Annotated in this window: 23 protein-coding genes; 19 read left to right on the top strand and 4 right to left on the bottom strand. The window is 70.3% G+C overall.

The window, feature by feature from the left end; translation table 11 throughout:
- Window positions 1–126: 126 nt before the first annotated feature.
- From FB559_RS11880 to FB559_RS11860, 5 genes are all read left to right on the top strand, one after another.
- A complete protein-coding gene (locus FB559_RS11880; protein ID WP_246121532.1) occupies window positions 127–984 on the top strand; it encodes a sugar phosphate isomerase/epimerase family protein in 858 nt (285 codons plus the stop codon).
- A 22-nt stretch (window positions 985–1,006) separates the two neighbouring features.
- Window positions 1,007–1,591, top strand: a complete 585-nt coding sequence (locus FB559_RS11875; protein ID WP_141955669.1) for a TetR/AcrR family transcriptional regulator — start codon at window positions 1,007–1,009, stop codon at window positions 1,589–1,591.
- Window positions 1,592–1,685: 94 nt separating this feature from the next.
- A complete protein-coding gene (locus FB559_RS11870; protein WP_141955668.1) occupies window positions 1,686–2,408 on the top strand; it encodes an ABC transporter ATP-binding protein in 723 nt (240 codons plus the stop codon).
- Window positions 2,405–3,139: an ABC transporter permease gene (locus FB559_RS11865; RefSeq protein ID WP_141955667.1), complete on the top strand. Its 735-nt coding sequence runs from the start codon at window positions 2,405–2,407 to the stop codon at window positions 3,137–3,139. The genes FB559_RS11870 and FB559_RS11865 overlap by 4 nt, the downstream gene beginning before the upstream one ends.
- Before the next feature lie 59 nt (window positions 3,140–3,198).
- Window positions 3,199–4,125 (top strand): proline dehydrogenase family protein, encoded by a 927-nt coding sequence (locus tag FB559_RS11860; RefSeq protein WP_141955666.1) that lies wholly within the window; start codon window positions 3,199–3,201, stop codon window positions 4,123–4,125.
- A gap of 47 nt (window positions 4,126–4,172) precedes the next feature.
- On the opposite strand, the gene FB559_RS11855 is transcribed toward FB559_RS11860, so the two are convergent.
- Window positions 4,173–7,442, bottom strand: a complete 3,270-nt coding sequence (locus FB559_RS11855) for a S8 family peptidase (protein ID WP_141955665.1) — start codon at window positions 7,440–7,442, stop codon at window positions 4,173–4,175.
- Between the two features lie 176 nt (window positions 7,443–7,618).
- Here FB559_RS11855 and proC point away from each other — a divergent pair, with 176 nt between their 5' ends.
- Entirely contained in the window at window positions 7,619–8,413 is a 795-nt protein-coding gene (gene proC, locus FB559_RS11850; RefSeq protein ID WP_141955664.1) for a pyrroline-5-carboxylate reductase, read from the top strand.
- 58 nt (window positions 8,414–8,471) lie between these two features.
- Entirely contained in the window at window positions 8,472–8,888 is a 417-nt protein-coding gene (locus tag FB559_RS11845; RefSeq protein ID WP_141955663.1) for a hypothetical protein, read from the top strand.
- 50 nt (window positions 8,889–8,938) lie between these two features.
- Here FB559_RS11845 and trpS read toward each other — a convergent pair whose 3' ends face one another.
- Together trpS and FB559_RS11835 are read right to left on the bottom strand one after the other, a co-directional pair.
- Window positions 8,939–9,979, bottom strand: coding sequence for a tryptophan--tRNA ligase (gene trpS / locus FB559_RS11840; protein WP_141955662.1), 1,041 nt, complete (start codon window positions 9,977–9,979; stop codon window positions 8,939–8,941).
- A 153-nt stretch (window positions 9,980–10,132) separates the two neighbouring features.
- A complete protein-coding gene (locus FB559_RS11835) occupies window positions 10,133–11,077 on the bottom strand; it encodes an alpha/beta hydrolase (protein WP_185792155.1) in 945 nt (314 codons plus the stop codon).
- Between the two features lie 197 nt (window positions 11,078–11,274).
- Here FB559_RS11835 and FB559_RS11830 point away from each other — a divergent pair, with 197 nt between their 5' ends.
- The 3 genes from FB559_RS11830 (at window position 11,275) to FB559_RS11820 (ending at window position 13,738) form a co-directional block, all read left to right on the top strand.
- On the top strand, window positions 11,275–11,952 hold the full coding sequence (locus tag FB559_RS11830; RefSeq protein WP_221639981.1) for a FadR/GntR family transcriptional regulator: 678 nt from the start codon (window positions 11,275–11,277) through the stop codon (window positions 11,950–11,952).
- Complete coding sequence (locus FB559_RS11825) at window positions 11,949–13,139, top strand: CynX/NimT family MFS transporter (protein ID WP_141955660.1); 1,191 nt, start codon at window positions 11,949–11,951, stop codon at window positions 13,137–13,139. The genes FB559_RS11830 and FB559_RS11825 overlap by 4 nt, the downstream gene beginning before the upstream one ends.
- A gap of 77 nt (window positions 13,140–13,216) precedes the next feature.
- Window positions 13,217–13,738 (top strand): GNAT family N-acetyltransferase, encoded by a 522-nt coding sequence (locus FB559_RS11820; RefSeq protein WP_141955659.1) that lies wholly within the window; start codon window positions 13,217–13,219, stop codon window positions 13,736–13,738.
- 48 nt (window positions 13,739–13,786) lie between these two features.
- On the opposite strand, the gene FB559_RS11815 is transcribed toward FB559_RS11820, so the two are convergent.
- On the bottom strand, window positions 13,787–13,960 hold the full coding sequence (locus FB559_RS11815; RefSeq protein WP_141955658.1) for a DUF1272 domain-containing protein: 174 nt from the start codon (window positions 13,958–13,960) through the stop codon (window positions 13,787–13,789).
- Window positions 13,961–13,991: 31 nt separating this feature from the next.
- On the opposite strand from FB559_RS11815, the gene FB559_RS11810 reads away from it, so the two are divergent.
- The 9 genes from FB559_RS11810 to FB559_RS11770 all read left to right on the top strand — a co-directional run bounded on the left by FB559_RS11810 (window position 13,992) and on the right by FB559_RS11770 (window position 21,342).
- The gene (locus tag FB559_RS11810; protein WP_141955657.1) at window positions 13,992–15,206 is read left to right on the top strand and encodes an acetoin utilization protein AcuC; all 1,215 of its coding nucleotides are present in this window, start codon (window positions 13,992–13,994) and stop codon (window positions 15,204–15,206) included.
- Complete coding sequence (locus tag FB559_RS11805; protein ID WP_141955656.1) at window positions 15,203–16,006, top strand: phosphatase; 804 nt, start codon at window positions 15,203–15,205, stop codon at window positions 16,004–16,006. Before FB559_RS11810 ends, FB559_RS11805 begins: the two co-directional genes overlap by 4 nt.
- A gap of 108 nt (window positions 16,007–16,114) precedes the next feature.
- Window positions 16,115–16,318, top strand: coding sequence for a helix-turn-helix domain-containing protein (locus FB559_RS11800; protein WP_026414196.1), 204 nt, complete (start codon window positions 16,115–16,117; stop codon window positions 16,316–16,318).
- Between the two features lie 131 nt (window positions 16,319–16,449).
- Entirely contained in the window at window positions 16,450–16,548 is a 99-nt protein-coding gene (locus FB559_RS11795) for a 30S ribosomal protein bS22 (protein ID WP_012854759.1), read from the top strand.
- A gap of 46 nt (window positions 16,549–16,594) precedes the next feature.
- Window positions 16,595–17,638, top strand: a complete 1,044-nt coding sequence (locus FB559_RS11790; protein ID WP_141955655.1) for an NAD-dependent epimerase/dehydratase family protein — start codon at window positions 16,595–16,597, stop codon at window positions 17,636–17,638.
- A 32-nt stretch (window positions 17,639–17,670) separates the two neighbouring features.
- A complete protein-coding gene (locus FB559_RS11785) occupies window positions 17,671–18,582 on the top strand; it encodes a lysophospholipid acyltransferase family protein (protein WP_141955654.1) in 912 nt (303 codons plus the stop codon).
- A gap of 150 nt (window positions 18,583–18,732) precedes the next feature.
- Window positions 18,733–19,296 (top strand): RNA polymerase sigma factor, encoded by a 564-nt coding sequence (locus FB559_RS11780; RefSeq protein ID WP_246121530.1) that lies wholly within the window; start codon window positions 18,733–18,735, stop codon window positions 19,294–19,296.
- Entirely contained in the window at window positions 19,283–20,191 is a 909-nt protein-coding gene (locus FB559_RS11775) for a CU044_5270 family protein (RefSeq protein WP_141955652.1), read from the top strand. The genes FB559_RS11780 and FB559_RS11775 overlap by 14 nt, the downstream gene beginning before the upstream one ends.
- The gene (locus FB559_RS11770; RefSeq protein WP_141955651.1) at window positions 20,188–21,342 is read left to right on the top strand and encodes a L,D-transpeptidase; all 1,155 of its coding nucleotides are present in this window, start codon (window positions 20,188–20,190) and stop codon (window positions 21,340–21,342) included. Before FB559_RS11775 ends, FB559_RS11770 begins: the two co-directional genes overlap by 4 nt.
- The last annotated feature ends 34 nt before the right edge of the window (window positions 21,343–21,376 follow it).

The raw sequence follows: 21,376 nt of genomic DNA, 5'->3' as shown, positions 1-21,376 counted from the left end.
CGTACACGCGCGGGGCGTTCCAGATGTTCGGACTGGGTACGGCTCCGGCGGCGATCACTATTACACGGTAAACGGGTGGGGGATCCCACAACGCGCGGGGCTGTGGAGCGCATAGGCTTGCCGATTGTGGAAGAAGTCCTCCAGGTACCCGACGCGCCGATCGTCCTCTCGACGGCGTCCACCTACCCGGAGAAGACGCCTGCCGCCTTCGAGATGGCCGCCCAGCTCGGATACGACGGTATCGAGATCATGGTGACGACCGATCCGGCGAGCCAGGACATCGACGTACTCCGGAGACTGTCGGACTACCACCAGGTGCCGATTCTGTCGGTGCACGCGCCGTGCCTCCTGCTGACCCAGCGGGTCTGGGGCCGTGAGCCGTGGGGCAAACTGCAACGCTCCAAAGACGCCGCCGAAAAGCTCGGGGCGAAGGTCGTCGTGGTGCACCCGCCGTTCCGCTGGCAGCGGGACTACGCGCGGGAGTTCGAGCAGGGCCTCGCGCGCATGCAGGAGGAGACCGACGTCGTCTTCTCGGTCGAGAACATGTTCCCCGTCCGCGCGCGTACGGCCGAGGTCGGCATGTACGCCCCGCACTGGAACCCGGTCGACCAGCCGTACCCCAACGTCACCATCGACCTGTCCCACACGGCCGTGTCCGGTTCGGACCCGCTCGCCATGGCCGAGGCGCTGGGCGACCGGCTCGCCCACCTGCACCTGGCCGACGGCATCGGCGTGGTCAACCGCGACGAGCACCTGGTGCCCGGGCGCGGCAACCAGCCGGCCGGCGAGATGCTGGAGCGCCTCGCCGCGCAGCGCTACTCCGGCCAGGTGGTCGTCGAGATCAACACGCGCCGCGCGACAGGGCGCGACCAGCGGATCGACGACCTGGCCGAGTCCCTGGCCTTCACCCGGCTGCACCTCGCGGCGGCCCGGCCGCACGGCGCCTGGCGGGTGAGTTCCGAGGGCGAGGTTTCGCCCTCTTGACCGGCCCGCGGGAGCGCGGCAGGTGACGGCGCCCACACGCCGTCCCGGACGCCGGCCCGGCCAGTCGTCGTCGCGCGCCGACATCCTCGCGGCGGCACGTGTCCTGTTCGGTGACCGCGGCTACGACAAGGCCTCCATCCGGGCGATCGCCGGCGAGGCGGGTGTGGACCCGGCCCTGGTGCACCACTTCTTCGGCACCAAGGACGAGCTGTTCGCCGCCGCGATGGAGTTCCCGATCGACCCCGCGACGATCCTGCCGCTCATCCTCACCGGGCCGCGCGAGGAGATCGGCGAGCGCCTCGTACGCACCTTCCTGCGGATCTGGCAGGACCCGCGGCTGAGTCCGCAGTTCGTCGGCATCATCCGGTCCGCCACCACCAGCAAGACGGGCGCCACCCTGCTGCGGGAGTTCATCTCCTCCAGGCTCCTGGCGCGGGTCGCCGAGGCCCTCGACGTGCCCCGGATGAACCTCAACGCGGCGGCGTCGCAGATGGTCGGCGTCGTGATGTTCCGCTACGTGCTCGAACTGGAGCCGCTGGCCTCCGCCTCGGAGGAGGAGCTCGTGGCTCTCTTCGCGCCGACGATCCAGCGCTACCTGGGCGCCTGAGCACCCCGGCCTGAGCAACCCCGGCCTGAGCGCTGGCGCCTGGAGTCCAACGGACCCGTTGACGAGCGTCCTGCCGCGGGCATAAATTCAACACATGATGAGTTACGCCATCGAGGCCGATGGCCTCCGGGTCGTACGCGGAGGCCGCGAGGTCGTACACGGCCTGACCTTCAAGGTCCCCCGCGGTTCGGTCGTCGGGTTGCTCGGCCCGAGCGGCTGCGGCAAGACAACGGTGATGCGGGCCGTCGTCGGCGTACAGATCGTCGCGGGCGGCACCGTCACCGTGCTGGGTCACCCGGCGGGCGGCCGCGAGCTGCGCCGGCGTGTGGGGTACGCGACGCAGAACCCGGCCGTCTACGCCGACCTGACCGTCCGGGAGAACCTCCGATACTTCGCGAACGTGCTGGGTGTGCCGCGCGGCGACCCGGACCGCGTCATCGAGGAGGTCGGGCTCGTGGACGCGCGGAACCAGACGGCGTCCAGCCTGTCCGGCGGGCAGCTGCACCGGGCGAGCCTGGCCATCGCGCTGCTGGGCGAGCCGGAGCTGCTCGTGCTGGACGAGCCCACGGTCGGGCTCGACCCGGTGCTGCGCGGTGAGCTGTGGGAGCTGTTCCACGAGCTTGCCGACGGCGGCGCGACGCTCCTGATCTCCAGCCACGTGATGGACGAGGCCGCACGCTGCGAACGGCTGCTGCTGATGCGTGACGGCCTGCTGCTCGCGGACGACACTCCCGAAGCCCTGCGCGCCACCACCGGGACGCAGGACCTCGAAGACGCCTTCCTGCGCGTCATCCAGGGACAGGAGACGGTGGCATGAGCCTCACGATCACGCTGGCGACGATGCGCCGCATCCTGGCGCAGCTCCGGCACGACCGCCGTACGCTCGGGCTCCTCATCGGGGTGCCCAGCCTGCTGATGATCCTGCTGAGGTACGTCCTGAACCAGCCCGGCGTCTTCGACCGCTTCGGGCCGATCCTGCTCGGCGTCTTCCCGTTCATCGTGATGTTCATCGTCACGAGCGTCGGGACGTTGCGCGAGCGGACCAGCGGCACGCTCGAACGCCTGATGACCACGCCGCTCGGCAAGCTCGACCTCCTGCTGGGGTACGCCCTGGCCTTCGGCGTCACCGCGCTGGTCCAGGCCGCGGTCGTCGGCACCATCGCCCTCACCTGGCTCGGCCTGAACCTGCAAGGGCCCATCTGGACGCTGTTCCTCGTCACGCTGCTCGACGCGTGGCTGGGCATGGCGCTGGGCCTGTTCGCGAGCGCGTTCGCGCGTACGGAGTTCCAGGCGGTCCAGTTCATGCCGGCGTTCGCGCTGCCGCAGCTGCTGCTCGCCGGGCTGTTCGTCCCGCGCGGGCAGATGTCGACCGTGCTGCAGTGGATCGCCGACGTGATGCCGCTGTCGTACGCGGTCGAGGCGATGCAGGAACTCACCCGCCACAGCGAGCTGACGGGCGTCCTCGTACGCGACGTGATCGTCGTCGCGGGCTGCGCGCTGCTGGCGCTGGTACTCGGTGCCGCGACCCTGCGGCGCCGGACCGGCTGAAGGGTGCCTTAACCTGGGGAGCGATCGGGACAGTGTGGTCCCAGGGAGAGGGGGAAAGGTTGCTCCGCCAGGTCCTTTTGGCCGCCTCGCGCAGCGGCGGCGTACGCAGGCTCGTTGAGACCGCGCCCTACACCAGAAATGTCGTCAGAAGGTTCGTCGCGGGCGAGTCCGTGGCCGGAGCCCTTGCCGTCACCGAACAACTCATCTCCGACGGCCTGCTCATCACCCTCGACCATCTCGGCGAGGACACCGTCGAGGCGTCACAGGCCGAGACCATCACCGGCCGGTACGAAGAGCTGCTCGGCCGGCTCGCCCAGAACGGCTCCGGTTCCCGCGCCGAGGTCTCGGTCAAGCTCACCGCGCTCGGCCAGCTCCTCGACGACGGAGAGAAGATCGCGCTGGAGAACGCCCGGCGCGTCTGCGCGGCCGCGCGCGACGCGAACACGACGGTGACCCTCGACATGGAGGATCACACGACGGTCGACTCGACCCTTCGCGTCCTGCGGAAGCTGCGCGAGGAGTTCCCCTCCACCGGCGCGGTCATCCAGGCCTACCTCCGGCGCGCCGAGGAGTACTGCGCGGCGCTCGCCGACGAGGGCTCGCGCGTACGGCTGTGCAAGGGCGCCTACAGCGCGCCCGAGTCGGTGGCCTTCACCGGGCGGGACGAGATCGACAGGTCCTATGTCCGCTGCATGAAGGTGCTGATGGGCGGGCGCGGGTACCCGATGCTCGCCACACACGACCCGCGCCTGATCGAGATCGGCGGCTCGCTGGCCGGCCTGCACGGCCGTGAGCCGGACAGCTTCGAGTACCAGATGCTGTACGGCATCCGCCCGAACGAGCAGCGGCGGCTGGCACGGCTGGGCGCCCAGGTGCGCGTCTACGTGCCGTACGGCGAGCAGTGGTACGGCTACCTCATGCGGCGGCTCGCCGAGCGCCCCGCCAACCTGGGCTTCTTCCTCAGGTCGCTGGCGACCAAGTCCTGAACGACGGAGGACCGCCCCGGAGCCGGGGCGGTCCTCCGCGTCAGGGGTCAGGCGCCGAAGTAGGCGCGGAGGATGGCCTGGTCGATCTTGCTTCCGCCGGAGTCGGTGGCCTGGACGCGCAGGGAGACGGCCTGGCCCTTGCCGGCGTGCGGCAGCGTGGCGGAGTACTTCCCGCCCGTGCCCGACACGTCGGCGGCCTGCCAGGTCGTGCCGTCGTCCAGCGAGGTCCACAGCTTCAGGCCGGTGGCCTTGGCCGAGGCCGCGCCCGCGACGCGGGAGACGGTGAACGTCGCGGTGTCGCCGTTGGGCCGGTTGAGCAGGTCCAGCGGCAGCCGGTAGTCCACCAGCAGCAGCGGGAGCCGCTCCTCGACCGGGTTCGAGTGGAACGTCCACTCGGTCGAGGTCTTCGTGGAGATCGGCAGTGCACGCGACGCGTCCAGGTCGTAGTCCAGGCGGTACGTTCCGGCCGTGGCCGGCACGGTGAAGTCGCCGTAGGACCGGTCGACGGTGCCTTCGAGGGTGTCGCCCGCGTACAGCTTCATGGATCGGGTGCTGACGGCGTCCCATTCCGGCATGTCGGTCAGGCAGTCGAAGCCGTCAGTAAGGTCCTGCAGGTCGACCAGCTCGACGTGGATGTTCCCGCGGCTGCGGGTGCTCGCGCCCGGAGCGCATTCACTCGGTGTCGCGCCCGTCGCGGAGTAGGGGCCCGGCCGGAACGGCTGGCGTACCCACTCACTGGTCTGCGTGCTGCCCGCCGCGTACCGCCGCACGGGCAGCTCGGTGACCCACAACCCCCGGCCGAGGTTCGGCGGGGCGGCCTCGTCCGCCCACTGGATGCCGGGCTCGGTGGTGACGTAGTCGGTACGGGTCGAGCCGGCCGGCGCCTGGCTGTCGCCCTCGGACACCAGGAACCCGGCAGGGTCGATGCCGTACCGGATCTCGCCGACCGGGTCCTTGACGTCCCCGTTGATCGCGCCGAACCGCTGGTCGATGCGGGCCAGGCTCTTCGGGTCGGGCCGGTAGTCCACCGACGCCGGGACGCTGCCGTCGAGGTCGTGCAGCACGTCCTCGACGGTCTTGCCGCCGTCGGTCAGCCGGGTGAATACGTACGCCCGTAGGACGCCGGTACGTACGGCGGCGATCGGGACCGTGTAGACGGCCGGCGAGCCGCCGAAGCTGTACACGGAGGCGACCCAGGTGTCGTCGCCGACGCTCCGCTCGATCTGCAGGCCCTGCGCCGCGTCGGGATCGGGTGTCATGCCCGGCGCCGAGATGCGGAGCGGCTCGGCGCGTGAGGCGTCGAGTGGCAGCGTCAGGTCGCCGTCCACGGTCAGCTCGGCGGTCCCGGCGAGGACCGCGCGCTCCTTGCCCGCGGTCGTGTCGTCGATCTCGCCGAGGACGATGTACCGCCCGGAGGGCACGGTGATCTTCGCGGTGCCGTCCGCGTCGAACGCGACCGATTGCGAGAACAGCGTGTAATCGTCCAGGTCGGACACACCGACCCATCCGCTCATGGCGCCGTCCGGCGTGTCCGGGAGCGCCGTGGCCTTCACCGTCAGCGTGTGGGTCTCGGGCTCGGCGAACGCGCCGACCGGCGTGCGCAGTGAGACGCCCGCCGCCTTCGCGGTCACGACACCGCCGTACTCACCGGCACTCGTGAGCCGTTTCGGGTCGAGCGACAACGTGACGCCGGCGGATCCGCCGGCCGGAACGCTCACCGCCGATGGCAGGGAGAGCGCCGTCGCGGCCTTTCCGTGGGCGTCGGACAGCGTGGCGGACAGCCGCAGGGTCACGGCCGTCGTTCCGGTGTTCGTCCAGGTGAGCTGCTTCGTGAGAGCCGCGGTCGAGCCGTGCGGGACCGATCCGAACGCCGCGGTCGCCTGGTCACCGGTGACCGTCGCGGTGGCCGCCGTACCGATGTCGAGGCGTCCGGCACCGGTCTGGTAGACGGTGCCGCTCGTCGCGTCCGCAGTGGAGACGAGCGCGGCCTTCAGATGGGCGGCGTCCCACGACGGGTGTTTCTGCAGCAGGTCCGCGGCGGCCCCGGCGACGTGCGGGGTGGCCATCGAGGTGCCGTCGGCGGAGGTGTAGTTCGCGTCGACGGCGTGGCCCATCGTGGTGCCCGCGGCGCGGGCGGCGACGACGCCGACGCCCGGTGCCGCGATCTCCGGCTTCAGGACGGTGCGGCCGCCACGGCTGGAGAAGCCGGCGACCTGGTCCTGGCCGTCCACGGCGCCGACCGTGAGCGCCGAACCCGCGATGCCGGGGGCCTCGATGGTGTCCCGTTCTCCGTCGTTGCCGGCGGCCACGACGAACAGGGTGCCGTCCTTGGCGGTCAGGTCGTCGAGGGCCTTGGTCATCGGCTCGTTCGCCGGGTCGTCGGAGTATCCGCCGAGGCTCATGCTGACGATCGGCGCGTTGGCCGCCGCCCACTCCATGCCCGCGATGATCGCGGACTCGTCGCCGTAGCCGTCGTCGCCGAGGACCTTGCCGATCATCAGGTCGGCGTCGGGGGCCACGCCGCGGCGCTCGCCGTTCGCCGCGGCTCCGGTGCCCGCGATCGTCGCGGCCACGTGGGTGCCGTGCCCGTAGCGGTCGACCGTGTCCGGGGACTCGCTGAAGTTCTTCTGCTCCGCGATCCGGCCCTTCAGGTCGGGGTGGGTCGCGTCGACGCCGGTGTCCAGGACGGCGACCTTGACGCCCTTCCCGGTGGCGGACGCCTTCCAGGCCGCGGGCGCGCCGATCTGGTCGAGGTTGTGGTCCAGCGCCGTGGCGCGCACCTTACGGTCGAGCCAGATGTGGCGTACGCCGGCCGCGCTCGTGGCCTTCGGCGTGAGGGCCTGTTTCTTCGGCTGCCGCACCGCGGTCGCGCCCAGGCTCGAGAGCGTACGGCCCGCGGCCAGGGCGCGCATGCCCGAGCCGTGCTGCACGATCAGCGGCAGGTCGGACCGGTGCGCGTCGTCGTCACCGTCCTTGATCAGCGCGGTGACGTCGAACAGCGCCGGGTCATAGACGCTGCCGATCTTGGCCGCGACGTCGAGCGGGATGACCCGCACGGTCCCGTCGGGGAGGATGTCCCGGCGGAAGAGCACGGAACGCCGTCCCGGCCCCGGGTCCACCGACACGAGCGGTGGCCCGCCCGCCCGGGTGCGCAGGTGCACGACGTCCCCGGTCAGCAGGGTCACCGTGTACGAACGGCCCGGGGGAGAGGACGCGGGCGGGGAGGCGGGGTGGGTGTCGGCACGGGCGGCGGCCGGTGCTCCGGCGATCACCAGGCCTGTGAGAGCAAGGGTGAGACCTGCTCTGAGTCTTCTCATGCGACGTCCATCTCATCGACGACAGCGGTCATGGGGTATTTGTCGCGAAGAGGGATTTCTTTCCTGCCGAATCCGGCCAACTCGGTCCGCTCGCGCAGGGACGCAGGTGAGGGCCGGGGCCCATTCGCGGCGTCCGAGATCGATACGCTTCGTGAGGTGAGCGGAAGAGGACGCAAATGATCGCGATTCTGGGTGCCGGCAAGATGGGCGAGGCGCTCCTGTCCGGCGTGCTGCGCGCCGGCCGGCGCCCCTCCGACCTGATCGTCACGGCACGGCGAGAGGAACGCGGCGCGCTGCTGCGCGAGCGGTACGGCGTCGAGGTCGCCACCAACGCCGACGCCGCGCGCACCGCCGGCACTCTGGTCCTGGCGGTCAAGCCGCAGGACATGGGGGCGCTGCTGGACGAGCTGAAGGGCCATGTCACGCCCGGACGACTCGTGATCTCGATGGCGGCGGGCATCCCGACGGCGTTCATCGAGGCGCGGCTGCCGGACGACGTGCCGGTCGTCCGCGTCATGTCCAACACGCCGGTGCACGTCGACGAGGCGATGAGCGTCATCTCGGCCGGCACGCACGCCTCCGAGGAGCACCTGAAGCTCACCGAGGAGCTGCTGACCCCGGTCGGCAAGGTGCTGCGCATCCCCGAGTCGCTGCAGGACGCCGCGACCGCGCTGTCCGGCAGCGGTCCCGCGTACTTCTACTACCTGGTCGAGGCGATGGTCGACGCCGGCATCCTGCTCGGCATGCCGCGGGCGGCCGCGCTGGAGATGGTGATCCAGTCGGCGGTCGGCGCGGCGGTCATGCTGCGCGACTCCGGCGACCACCCGGTCATGCTGCGCGAGGCGGTCACCTCACCGGCCGGCACGACCATCTCGGCCATCCGCGAACTCGAGCGCCACGGCGTGCGCGCCGCCGTCATCGAGGCGATCGAGGCCGCACGCGACCGCGGGCGCGAGCTCGGCAGCGGCTGAGCTCTACGTTTTTGCCCGTTGACTTGAACCGATCGAGGTGCCGAGACGTAACGGAAGTATGGGCCTTCTCCTTCGACTGGCCGTCTTCGCCGGACTCGGCGTGGACGCATACATCCACATCCACCTGGCCCCCGACGCGGGCCACACCGGGACGATCACCGCCACCACGCTGTTCTGGGTTCAGGGCGTGCTGGCCGCGGTCGTGGCCATCCTCGTTCTCGTCAGGCCTCGCCCCGTGCCGTACCTCATCGCGTTCCTGGTCGCGGCCAGCGCGCTCGGCGCGGTGCTCCTCTACCGATACGTCGACGTCGGTACCCTCGGCCCGCTGCCGGAGATGTACGAACCGGTCTGGTACGCGGACAAGGTCACGGCGGCCGTGGCCGAGGCCGTCGCCACCGTGGCCGCCGCGATCGGCTTCATGTACACGCGGACCGGGTCGACGGCCGCCCATCGCGGCAGCCCGGCCAGGGTGTAGACCTCGGCCGGACGCCGTGCGAGGGCACCGGCGTCCGGCCGAGCCGGCCTTCAAGCCGCCAGCAGTCCCATCGCCTCCTTCGCCGCGGTGACGGTGCTCGCGGCGCGCTCGCGAGCCCGCTCCGCGCCCGTACGCAGGACCGTCTCCAGCGTCGCGGGGTCGGCGGAAAGCGTGGCGTAGTGCCGCTGCAGGGGTTCGAGCAGGGCGATGACCGCGTCGGCGGTTTCCTTCTTCAGCGCCCCGTACGAGCCGGGCGACAGCTCCGCGACCGGGGTCCCGGTGGTGGCGGACAGGATCGCGAGGAGATTCGAGACGCCGGGCTTGGCCTCGGAGTCGTACGCCACGGAGGTGCCCGAGTCGGTGACCGCTCGCATGATCTTGCGCCGGACCACGTCGACCGGGTCGAGCAGGAAGATCGTCCCCGGAGAGTCGACCGACTTGCTCATCTTGGCGCCCGGGTCGGACAGGTCCATGACCCGGGCGGCCATCGGCGGATGGACGGCGCGGGGGAGGGTGAACACCGGCCCGTACCGCCGGTTGAAACGCGCCGCGAGGTCGCGGGTCAGCTCGACGTGCTGCGCCTGGTCGGCGCCGACCGGTACGTCCGTCGCCTGGTAGAGCAGGATGTCGGCGGCCATCAGCGCCGGGTAGGTGAGCAACGACAGCCGTACGGCGGACTGCCGTTCCGACTTTTCCCTGAACTGGATCATCCGTTGCATCTCGCCGTAGTGCGCGGTGCTCTCCAGCAGGTAGGACAGCTCGGCATGGGCGGGCACATTGCTCTGCAGGAACAGGACGCAGCGTGCCGGGTCGATGCCGGCCGCGATGGCCAGCCCGGCCAGTTCGAGTGAGCGCTCGCGCAGTCGCGCGGGGTCGTGTTCGCTGGTGAGGGCGTGCAGGTCCGAGATCCCGAACACACAGTCCGCCGTCGGCAGCAGCCGCGCGGACGGGAGCAGCGCCCCCAGCAGGTTGCCGAGGGTGGGGCGGCCGGACGGTGTGAAGAGGCTGAGCACCCGCGAGGGCGGGCCCTCCTCCGTCGGCGAGGCGGCGAGGGGACCGCGCTTGCCGGTTCTTTCGCGCGGCTCGGTCATGGCGACTCCTTTGGGCAGGGCCGCTCGGCGGGCGCACGCAGAACGGCCGCCGAGGCGGCGGCCGTTGTGGGCAACGAGGAAGGGGCGACCGCCGTCAGGCGGCACGCCAGCCGAATCGCGGTCCTCGCATGCGCTCAGAATATCAGGGGAGGGTCAGGCGGCCTCGGTCACCGAGTCGTCGCCGACGACCTTGCGGATGAAGCGGCCCGCCTCGCGCATCGCCTCGTCCGCTTCGGGGAGCATCCGGTTGAAGATCTGGAAGACGTGCATCTGTCCCGGCCAGATCTGCAGGTCGAAGGGGCTGCCCGCCTGCTCGAGCACCGCGGCGAGAGCCTCCGCCTCGGCCCGCAGCACCTCGATGCCGCCCACCTGGATGAGAAAGGGGGGCAGCTCCTCACTCGGACAGGTCAGCAGGGAAAGCCGTGGATCGCTCCAATCGCCGGCGCCGACATAGAGCCGCCCGAACCTCGTCGCCACCGCCGGGTCGATGTACGGGTCGCGACGGCGCATCGTCGAGGCCATGGCCAGCTCGCCGGTGAGGTCGACCCAGGGGGAGAAGAGCACGACGCCGCCGGGTGCCGGCAGGCCCGTACGGCAGGCCTCGACGGTCAGGGCGGTAGCGAGATGGCCACCGGACGAGTCGCCGGCGATGATGATCCGCTCCGGGGGGACACCGCGCGCGATCAGCAGCCGGTACGCGTCGAGCGTGTCCTCGAACGCCGCGGGGAACGGGTGTTCGGGCGCGAGCCGGTAGTCGGGGACGAGCACCGGCAGCCCGGTCTCCGCCGCCAGCCGGGCGGTGATCACGCGATGCGTACGCGGGGAACAGATGGCGTAGCCGCCACCGTGGAGGTAGAGGATCGCGCCCTCCCGGTTCGAGCTGCCCGGGGGGCGCAGCCACTCGCCGCGTACGGGGCGCTTGACGTCCGGGTCCTCGATGCAGGGGTCGATGATCGGCTCCACGCTCACGCGGGAGTCCGGCCGCAGACATCGCGAACCGGCTCCCAGCAGGGTGCGCCAGAACCGGATGGTGGCCGACCGGCCCTTGATCCGCCCGGCGAACGGCCTGACCCCAAGGCGCACGGCCGTGGTCAGCACTCGGCTTTGCGAGCTCGGGGTCCGTACGAACGGGGGGATGTTCACTTCTTTCGCAGAATCCACCGCAACCGCCTCCTGGGCCAGGAGTCACCTACCTTGTTAGATGCCCCGACCTTCCGGGTCGTCACGTCACAACTCGGTTGAGTTATCAGATGTCAGACGTTTAACATGCCTGACATCTGGCATGATCACAAGGTGTGACCACACTTGAACCGGTTCCGCGGTCTTCGGCCGTAGAGGCGGTGATCGACCAGATGCAGGGGCAGCTCACCTCGGGAACCTGGTCGGTGGGGGACCGGATCCCCGGCGAGTACGACCTCTCCGCCCGGCTGCAGGTCAGCCGGTCCGCCGTGCGGGAGGCGATCCGGGCGCTGAGCCACATCGGCGTCCTGGAGGTCCGCCGTGGAGACGGCACGTACGTCCGCAGCGCGGTCGATCCCCGGCCTCTGCTGCGGCGCGTGGAGCGGGCCACGCTCCGTGACGTGTTCGAGCTGCAGCAGGCCTACGACGTGCAGGCGGCGCGGCTCGCGGCGCGGCGCCGTACGCGCGATGACCTGGTGCGCCTGGGCGCCCTCCTGGAGGACCGCGACGCCGCGTGCGACCCGGAGGAGTTCGGTGAGGCGGACGTGCGCTTCCACGCCGGGGTCGCCGAGGCCGCGCACAACTCGCTGCTCCTGGAGGCGTTCCGCTACTTCCAGAGCCGGTTGCGCGAGTCGCTGAGCGCCGTTCGGCTGGACCGCGAACTGCCCGACGCCGGGCCGGCCGCGCACCGTGCGGTGGTGGACGCGATCGCCGCGCGCGACCCGGAGGCGGCAGGGCACGCCGCCGAGTGTGTCGTGGTGCCCACACTTCAAGCGCTGGAGGCGCTGCTTTGAGGCGACATGCCGGTGTCATCCTGATCGTTCTGGTCGCGCTCAATCTGCGGCCCGCTGTCGTGGCGGTCGGGCCGCTGCTCCGGCAGATCCAAAACGATCTCGGTATGTCGGACCTCGCCGCCGGCGCGCTGACGACCCTGCCGGTGCTGTTCTTCGGGGCATTCGGCCTGGTGGCGCCGCTCTTCCGACGCAGCCTGCGTGGCGAGGTCCTCCTCGTCACGAGCATGGGACTGCTCGTCGTCGCGCTGCTCCTTCGGGTGATCCCGGCGCAGGCGGCGCTGTTCGGCGGAGCCCTCCTGGCCGGTATAGCGATCAGTATCGGCAACATCGCCGTTCCCTCGATCATCAAGCGCGACCATCCGCAGGCCATCACCACGGTCACGGCCATCTACACCGTCGCGATCACCGCCGGGGCCGCCGTCTCGTCCAGCGTCGTGGTGCCGCTGGAGCACGTGATGTCCTCGGACTGGTCGGTGCCGCTCGTCCTGCTCGCGATCCCCGCAGCGGTGGCCGGCGCCGCCTGGCTGCCCCGGCTGCGCAGCGGCACCGCGGCCACTCCCGCGCCGGAGGGCGCCTCGCCGCAGGTGTGGCGGTCGCCTCTCGCCTGGCAGGTCACCGGGTTCATGGGCCTGCAGTCGATGCTCGCCTACATCACGTCGGGCTGGCTGCCCACCATCTGCCAGGACCGTGGGCTGAGCGAGGCCGCGGGCGGCTACGCGTTCGGGGTGAGCAGCCTGTTCCAGGCCGCCGGAGCCCTCCTCCTCCCGGTGATCGTCCGCCGGCTGCGCGACCAGCGGCCGATCGTCGTGCTGGTCACCGTGCTGTGCCTGGCCGGCTTCGCGGGCGTCGTCTGGGCCCCGGTCGGCGCGATCTGGGCATCGGCCGTCGTGCTCGGCCTGGGCCAGGGCGTCGGGTTCGCGCTGGCGTTGTCGTTCATCGGCCTGCGTGCCTCCGACGCCCACGTGACGGCGCAGCTGTCGGGGATGGCTCAGGGGCTCGGGTACGTCATCGCCGCCCTCGGACCGCTGGCGGTCGGGGCGGTCCACGACGCGACCGATGGCTGGAGCGCGCCCGCCGTGCTCATGCTCGTCGTCTCCGTCGTGCTGCTGGTGCCCGGCCTGGGAGCCGGCCGCGACCGTACGATCGGCGAGGAGCCCGCCCGGGACGCGGAACACGCCGCGGCGTAGGCGCGATGTCCTGGCTCCGGCGGCGGCGATCGCGGTGACACCTACCGGCGGCCGGACCGGTACTGCATGATCGCGATATGGGTACAGACCTCACATTGCGCCCAGTCCGGGAGGCCGACCTCGCGGTCCTGGAGCGGCTGACGCAGGATCCGGACTCGACCGGGGAGTTCGCCTGGTTCGGGTGGCACGACCCGTACCGGTACCGCCGTGGCTGGGCCGAGAACGGCCTGCTCGGCGACGACGGCGGCACGCTGATCGTGGCGCGCGGCGAGGAGCGGCTCGGGTTCGTGTCCTGGACCAGCCGGCGGACGGGCCGGCGGTCGTACTGCTTCGTCATGGGCATCGCGATGCTGCCGGAGACGCGCGGTCACGGGTACGGCACGGAGGCGCACCGGCTGCTGAGCCGCTACCTGTTCGCGCACACGACGGTGCACCGGATCGAGGCCGACACCGAGGTGGGCAACGTCGCGGAATGCCGGGCGCTGGAGAAGGCCGGGTTCAGCCGCGAGGGCGTCATGCGCGGGTTCGGCTGGCGGGACGGCGCCTGGCGCGACGGCGTGACGTACGGCATCCTGCGCACGGACCCGGGGGCCGTGTAGCCCGAGCTCCCGTGCGACGCTCGCCCGGAGAACCGCCGAGCCGGACCGTCAGACGCGTGTCGGGCGGCGGGCCAGCTCGCCGTCGCAGTTGGGGCACTTGTGGGACAGCTGCCGGGTGCACGACGCGCAGAACGTGCATTCGTAACTGCAGATGTACGCCAGGCCATTGGCGAACAGCGGCGTGTCGCAGCGCTCGCAGGTGGTACGCATCTCCAGCCCCATGGCCGCGGAGCCTACCGGTACCGTGACCAACATGGACGAACGGAGCGAGCAGATCGATCCGGCCGGCACGACAGCCTCGCTCCAGGTCTTCTGGGACGAGCGCCTGACGTCGTACGACTTCGGCCTCGAGCACCCGATGAACCCCGTACGCGTCGACCTCACGATGGCGCTCGCCCGCGACCTCGGGGTCTTCGACACTCCCGGGGTGTCACTCGAGGAGTTCGAGCCGGCCGACGACGCCCTGCTGCGGCTCGTCCACGACCCCGCCTACATCGACGCCGTACGCGCCGAGCGGGCCGACCCGGCACGGGGCATCGGCCTGGCCGACAATCCGGTCTTCCCGGGCATGCACGACGCGTCGGCGCTGGTCGCGGGCGCGACGGTGGCCGCCGCGCGCGCGGTTTGGAGCGGTACAACGGCACACGCCGCCAACATCGCCGGCGGACTGCACCACGCCATGCGGGACGCCGCGTCGGGGTTCTGCGTCTACAACGACCCGGCCATCGCGATCGCCTGGCTGCTCGAACAGGGCGCGCGCAAGGTCGCGTACGTCGACGTGGACGTCCACCACGGCGACGGCGTCCAGGCGGCCTTCTACGACGACCCACGGGTGCTCACGATCAGCCTGCACGAGACGCCGCGGACGCTGTTTCCCGGCACCGGCCTGCCGCAGGAGACCGGAGCGGGTTCCGCTCTGGGTACGTCGGTCAACGTGGCGCTGCCGCCGGGTACCGACGACAGGCACTGGCTGCGTGCCTTCGACGCGGTCGTCCCGCCGCTGCTGCGGGCGTTCGCGCCGGAGGTGCTGGTGACGCAGCAGGGCTGTGACAGCCACGAGCTGGACCCCCTCGCCCACCTGAGGCTGAGCGTGGACGGGCAGCGCGCCGCGTACCAGGCGCTGCACCGGCTGGCCCACGAGACGGCCGGCGGCCGCTGGGTCCTCGTCGGCGGCGGTGGGTACGAGCTGGTCCAGGTGGTGCCACGAGCGTGGACCCATCTGCTGGCCGAGGCGTCGGAGCGGCCGATCGCACCGGAGACGCTCACTCCACAGACCTGGCGTGACTACGTGCGCGAACGTACCGGAGCGCGGGCGCCGGAGCGCATGAGCGACCTTTCGGGTGACGGAGCGAGCGTGGAGGTATGGACGTGGGCGAGCGGGTACGACCCGGCGAATCCGGTGGATCGGGCGGTTCTGGCGACGCGCAAGGCGGTGTTCCCGGAGCACGGCCTGGACCCGATGCAATGACCCCGGTACCCACGCGAACGGAGCTGCGCGACCAGCTCGTACGCACGCTCATCGCCGGCGAGGTGGCGACGCCGCGGCAGGTCAACCTCCTGCACTTCCGGCGGATGGCGGCGGGCCGTCCGTACTACCAGTTCGGCCTGGAGCTGGAGCGTGAGTGGACCTTCGAGGACATCTTCGCGCTGATGGTCAAGAAGTGCGGGATCGACCCGGACACGTCCCACGTCTACGGCGACGACACGATCGACCCGGACCTGACGATCGACGCGCTGGACGCGATGGGCGAGCGGATCGGCGAGGCGGCGGCGGGCCGGGAGACCGTGCTGCTCGCGACCGGGCACCCCTCGGGCCTGCTGCCGGTCTACCTGGCGGTCGCCCGCGAACTGCGCGAACGCGGCTGCCGGGTGATCACACCGGCGGCAGGATGGTCGTACGAGGTCGACACGCCGCAGGGATCGCGGACCCGGCAGATTCGCTACATCGACGATGTGGCCGTGCTTTCTGGGGATGGAGCGCTGCACCATACACACGACCCACACCCGATGCGAGCGATACTGGAAGAAGTCAGAGTAAACTCAGGTGTATGGCCGGATCTGGCCATAGCGGACCATGGTTGGGCGGGCGCCGCCGGACAGGCGGGGGTCGCAACGGTCGGGTTCGCCGACTGCAATGATCCGGCGCTGTTCGCGGGGGAGGCAGAGGGCAAGGTCCATGTCGTCGTACCACTGGACGACAACGTGCCGCCGCACTACTACACGCCGCTTACTGTGTATCTTTTGGCACGTTCGGGCCTGATTGATTGAACTCCCCTCTTGCGACTACAGATTCACGATTTACGCTGGAGAAAGTACACGGCCGTGATCAAAGTCACCGCAAAGGTCTGACGCGCGGCGTGTGGAAGAGGGCGTCCGATGAGCTCAGGCGAGCGACCTCTCAGCGAGGTCAGGTTCCTGACTGTGGCCGAGGTGGCTGCGGTGATGCGGGTGTCCAAGATGACCGTATACCGCCTCGTTCACTCAGGAGAACTACCGGCAATACGCGTGGGACGTTCGTTCCGCGTACCGGAGCAGGCTGTCCACGACTATCTGCGAGACGCGTTCATCGAAGCGGGTTGACCTCCAACCGCAACGGGGGTTGCCGAGCCCGCGAACGACGGGCGTTCTGGCGGCGGTACCCTTGGGCTTCGGGCTGTGCCCGCCAAGGGTGCTGATCGCCTGTCTCCTGCCGATCACCTAGTGAGGGTTTCGTGGGCTCTGTCATCAAGAAGCGTCGTAAGCGCATGGCCAAGAAGAAGCACCGCAAGCTGCTGAAGAAGACCCGGGTGCAGCGCCGTAACAAGAAGTAACGTCGAGTTGAGGTAGCCGTAAGGGCTGTGGGGCATTGTGTCAACCATGCGTCCCTCGGCGAGCGGATCACGCACCTCAGGTACGGCCCGGGTGGTCCTGGTCACCGGCGTTTCGCGTTTTCTAGGGGCACGGGTCGCGGACACTCTCCAGGCCGATCCCAGCATCGAACGGGTCATCGGCGTGGATACCGTCGCGCCAACGATGCCGCTTGGGCGTACGGAGTTCGTTCGTATCGACATCCGCACGCCGAGTATCGCCAAGATCATTAACGCGGCCGAGGTCGACACGGTCGTGCACCTCAACCTCGTGACGATGACGTCCGCAGCGCGGATGAAGACGAAAGAACTCAACGTCATCGGCACGATGCAGCTGCTTGCCGCCTGCCAGCGGTCGGCGGCGATGCGCAAGGTCGTGGTCCGCTCGTCCGCGGCGGTCTACGGCTCGTCGGGGCACGATCCGGCCGTCTTCAGCGAGACCGACGAGCCGGTGCTGCCGCCGTCGTCCGGCTACGCCAAGGACGCGGTCGAGGTCGAGGGGTACGTCCGCGGCCTCGCCCGGCGGCGCTCCGACCTGACCGTTTCCGTGCTGCGCTTCGCGAACTTCCTCGGACCGCACGTCGACTCACCGCTCAGCCGGTACTTCCACATGCCGGTGGCGGCGACGGTGCTCGGGTTCGACCCGAGGCTTCAGTTCATCCACGAGGACGACGGGGTCGAGGTGCTGCGCCGCATGGCGACCGAGGACCACCCCGGCACGTTCAACGTGGCCGGCGACGGCGTCGTGCTCCTTTCGCAGGCACTGCGACGCGCCGGCCGGCCGATCCTCCGTCTCCCGGCGCCCGCCGTGCAGACGCTGGGCGACTTCGGCCGCAGGTTCGGTGGGCTGAAGGGTTTCTCACCCGAGTTGCTCCGCTGGCTGACGTACGGCCGGGTGCTCGACACCGAGCAGTTGGCCGGGGAGCTCTCCTGGCGTCCGAAATACAGCTCGGACGAAGCCTTTGCCGATTTCGTCGATTCGCAAGGTCTCGGTCAGGGTCTGCCCATCAGCCTTTTTGATCGATTGACCAGTGCCATAGGGGGCAAGAGGTGAACCACGACCCCGCGGAGGAGGCGAGACCGGAAATGCGGCCAGAAGCGCAGGTAATCCCCCTTAACACCGACGCCGCGGATCGTCTCGCCCAAGAACAGAGCGGTTTCGACGACAAGGTCGCATCCGTCCTGCGGTTCCTCCGCCGCCGGCTGAGCGGGGAGTACGAGGTCGACGAGTTCGGTTTCGACCCCGAGCTCAACGAGGGTGTTCTGCTGCCGGCACTGCGGCCGCTCTACGAGCGCTGGTTCCGCGCCGAGATGATCGGGCTGGACCACGTACCGGACACCGGACCCGCGCTGATCGTCGGCAACCATTCGGGCACACTGCCGATCGACGGCGTGATGCTGCAGGTCGGTCTGCACGACCACCACCCCGCGCACCGCAACCTGCGGCTGCTCGGCGCCGACCTCGTCTACCAGATCCCGGTGCTGGCCCACCTGGCCCGCAAGAGCGGGCACACGCTCGCCTGCCAGGCCGACGCCTCGCGGCTGCTGGCCAAGGACCAGCTGGTCGGGGTCTTCCCCGAGGGGTTCAAGGGCGTGGGCAAGCCGTTCAGCGAGCGCTACAAGCTCCAGCGGTTCGGCCGCGGCGGGTTCGTGGCGACCGCGCTGCGCGCCCAGGTGCCGATCATCCCGTGCGCGATCGTCGGGGCCGAGGAGATCTATCCGAAGATCGCCGACCTCAAGCCGCTGGCCCGGCTGCTCGGCCTGCCGTACTTCCCGGTGACCCCCACCTGGCCGCACTTGGGGCTGCTCGGCCTGTTGCCGCTGCCGTCCAAGTGGCTCATCGCCTTCGGGGAGCCGATCCGCACCGATGAGTACGACCCGGCGCAGGCCGAGGACCACATGACCGTCTTCAACCTGACCGACCAGGTACGCGAGACGATCCAGAACATGCTCTACGACGTGCTCCGCCGGCGCGGTCCGGCCTTCTTCCGCGCCTGATCCGAAGCGCGCTCGGAGACGCCGCGCGCGGGTGAGCGCATCCCGATGCTCAGGGCCGGCAAAAAATCTGGGAACAAGGGACCTCTGTTCGGGCAACCAGAAGAGGACGCACCCCTCCTCGCAGAAGAGCTCCATGACGAACACGAGTCAGTGGTGATCACCGAGGCGTTCCCCGACGCCGAGGTCATCACCGCCTCCCTTACCGACCCCGAGCGGTTCACGACGCTGTACCAGCGGTACGCCGGCGAGATCCACCGCTACGTCGCCGGTCGTCTCGGCCCGGACATGGCCGACGACCTGATGGCCGAGACCTTTCTGCAGGCGTTCCGGTACCGCGGGCGATACGACCCCGAGCGCGCCGGCGTACGACCCTGGCTCTACGGGATCGCCACCAACCTCATCGGCCGCCAGCGCCGCTCCGAGATCCGTTTCTACCGCGCCATCGTGCGGACCGGCATGGACCCGTCGATCGAGCCGATGGAGCCGGTGATCGACCGGCTCTCCGCCGAGAGCATGCGTGGCGACCTCGCGGCCGGAATGGCCCGCCTCAACCAGGGGGAGCGCGACGTGCTCGTCCTGGTCGCGGGGAGCGGTTTCGCCTACGAGGAGGTCGCGCAGGCACTGGGGATATCCGTCGGAACCGTCTCGTCACGCCTGTTCCGTGCCCGGAAGAAGATGCGCGCGACGCTGGAGGTGCGCGGTGGACGAGCTTGAGCTGATCGAGCGCAGGTACGAGCGCATCGCGGCGCCCCGGCCGGGCGTGCTCGACTCCGGTCAGGAGCGGCTGCTCGCTGCCATGAACGCGACGGGGCGCGCGCCGGGCGGTCGCCGGGTCGTGTTGCGCCTCGCGGCGGTCGCGACCGCCGCCGTGGCGCTCGTGGCCGGACTCTCGGCGGTGCCGGACCGGGACCGGGACCGCGGCACCGCACCGGCCGGCAGCCCGGCGCTCCGGCTCGCCCAGCGTGCCGAGACGGTGGCGCGAAGCGAACCGCTGGTGACGATGGGCCCGCATCAGTGGATCTACGTACGGACCATGCGGCGCGACACCGGGAGCAGGCCCGAACGGCGCGTCGTCGAGTCCTGGATCCGCATGGACGGCAGGCGATCGCCGGCGAGCCGGCTGCCCCTCGCGGTACACGGCACCGTGCTGGCCGGCATGCCCGAAGACCCGGCTGCGGCGCTCGCCCGGATCTACGCGGAGGTGGACCGCATCCGGGCGAAGCCCGAGCCGAAGGGCCGCGTGACGGAGTACGCCGCCGGGATCCTCGGCGTGCCACGTGACACGGCGGTGTTCGATTTCGTCACCGGGCTCCTCGACTCCTACCCCGTCACACCACGCGTGCAGGCCGCGCTCTACGGTGCGCTGTCCCGGCTGCCCGGCGTCGGGGTGCTACCGGACGCGCAGGACGCCGCAGGCCGCCACGGCGTCGTCCTGTACATCGCCACGAGCGACGACTCGCGGCTCGAGCTGATCCTCGATCCCCGGACCTACCGCTACCTGGGACTCCGCGACGTCCTCACCCGCGGACACGGCCGGCCCGAAGAGGTCATCTACTGGGTGGCGCGACTGTCCGCCCAGCCCGTCGCACGACCTGGAGAACGTCCTTGAAGATCAGATATCCGGCCGTGGCCGTCGTGTTCGCCCTGGTGGCGGGCTGCTCAAATGGTCAGGCCGTTTCACGAGCCGGCACCGGCGCGGTGGACGCGACCGTGCGGATCAGCGCGTCCGGGCAGAAGGTGCGTCCCGACCAGGGCGTCACGGTGACCGCGTCGGGCGGGACGCTGCAGGCCGTCACGGGCGCCATCGGCAGGTTCAGCGCCGACCGTACGTCCTGGAAGACGACCTGGGCCCTGAAACCCGGCAGCGCGTACAAGGTGACGGCCACCGCGAAGAACGCCAAAGGCAAGGTCAGCACGGTCAGCAGCACGTTCCGTACGGAGAGGGCACCACGAACGGTCGGCATCGCGAGCGTGACGCCGGCCGCGGGAGAGAAGGTCGGCGTCGGAATGCCGGTCATCGTCGACTTCACCGGGCCGGTGGCCGACCGGGCGAACGTCGAGAAGGCGCTGGAGGTCACGTCGGGCAAGGGGGACGAGGGCGCCTGGAGCTGGATCTCCGACCGCCGGGTGGTGTACCGCACCAGGAAGTACTGGCACCCGCACCAGAAGATCGCCTTCACCGCGCACCTGACCGGCGTGCGAGCGGCCAAGGACACCTACGGCGTGCGCGACGTCACCCGGTCCTTCACCATCGGCGCCTCGAACGTCACGGTGGCGAACGCCAGGACCCACTACATGACGGTCGATCACGACGGCACCGTGAAGAGGTTCAAGATCAGTACGGGTGCGGGCACGACGGCCGACACCATCACGACCAACGGCATCCACCTGACCCGGGAGAAACGGCCCGTGGTGACCATGACGGCGACCTGCAAGAAGGGCTCGCCGGGCTGCGACTACTACGAGGGGGAGCGGGTCGAGCTGGCGGTGCGGATCACCGTCGGTGGCGAGTACGTGCACAAGAGCGTCGGCGAGTACTACTACCTGGGCCGGCAGAACGCCAGCCATGGCTGCGTCCGCACGTCTCCGGCGGGCGCCCGCTACTTCTACGACATCTCCCAGCGTGGTGACATCGTGGACGTGACGCACACGACGCGGAGGTTCGCCGACGAGCCGTACGCCGACGACTGGAAGTTCTGGACCCGGTCGTGGGCGCAGTGGCTGGCCGGCAGCGCGCTCCACGGGAGCTCGCCCGCTTGACCTAGAGCGCACTCGAAGGTGCAGCCTGGTGTCC

This window comes from Actinoallomurus bryophytorum, from assembly GCF_006716425.1.
Taxonomy (GTDB): Bacteria; Actinomycetota; Actinomycetes; order Streptosporangiales; family Streptosporangiaceae; genus Actinoallomurus; species Actinoallomurus bryophytorum.
Note: the sequence above shows the minus strand (reverse complement) of the source record. Positions and strands in the feature narration are given on the sequence as shown.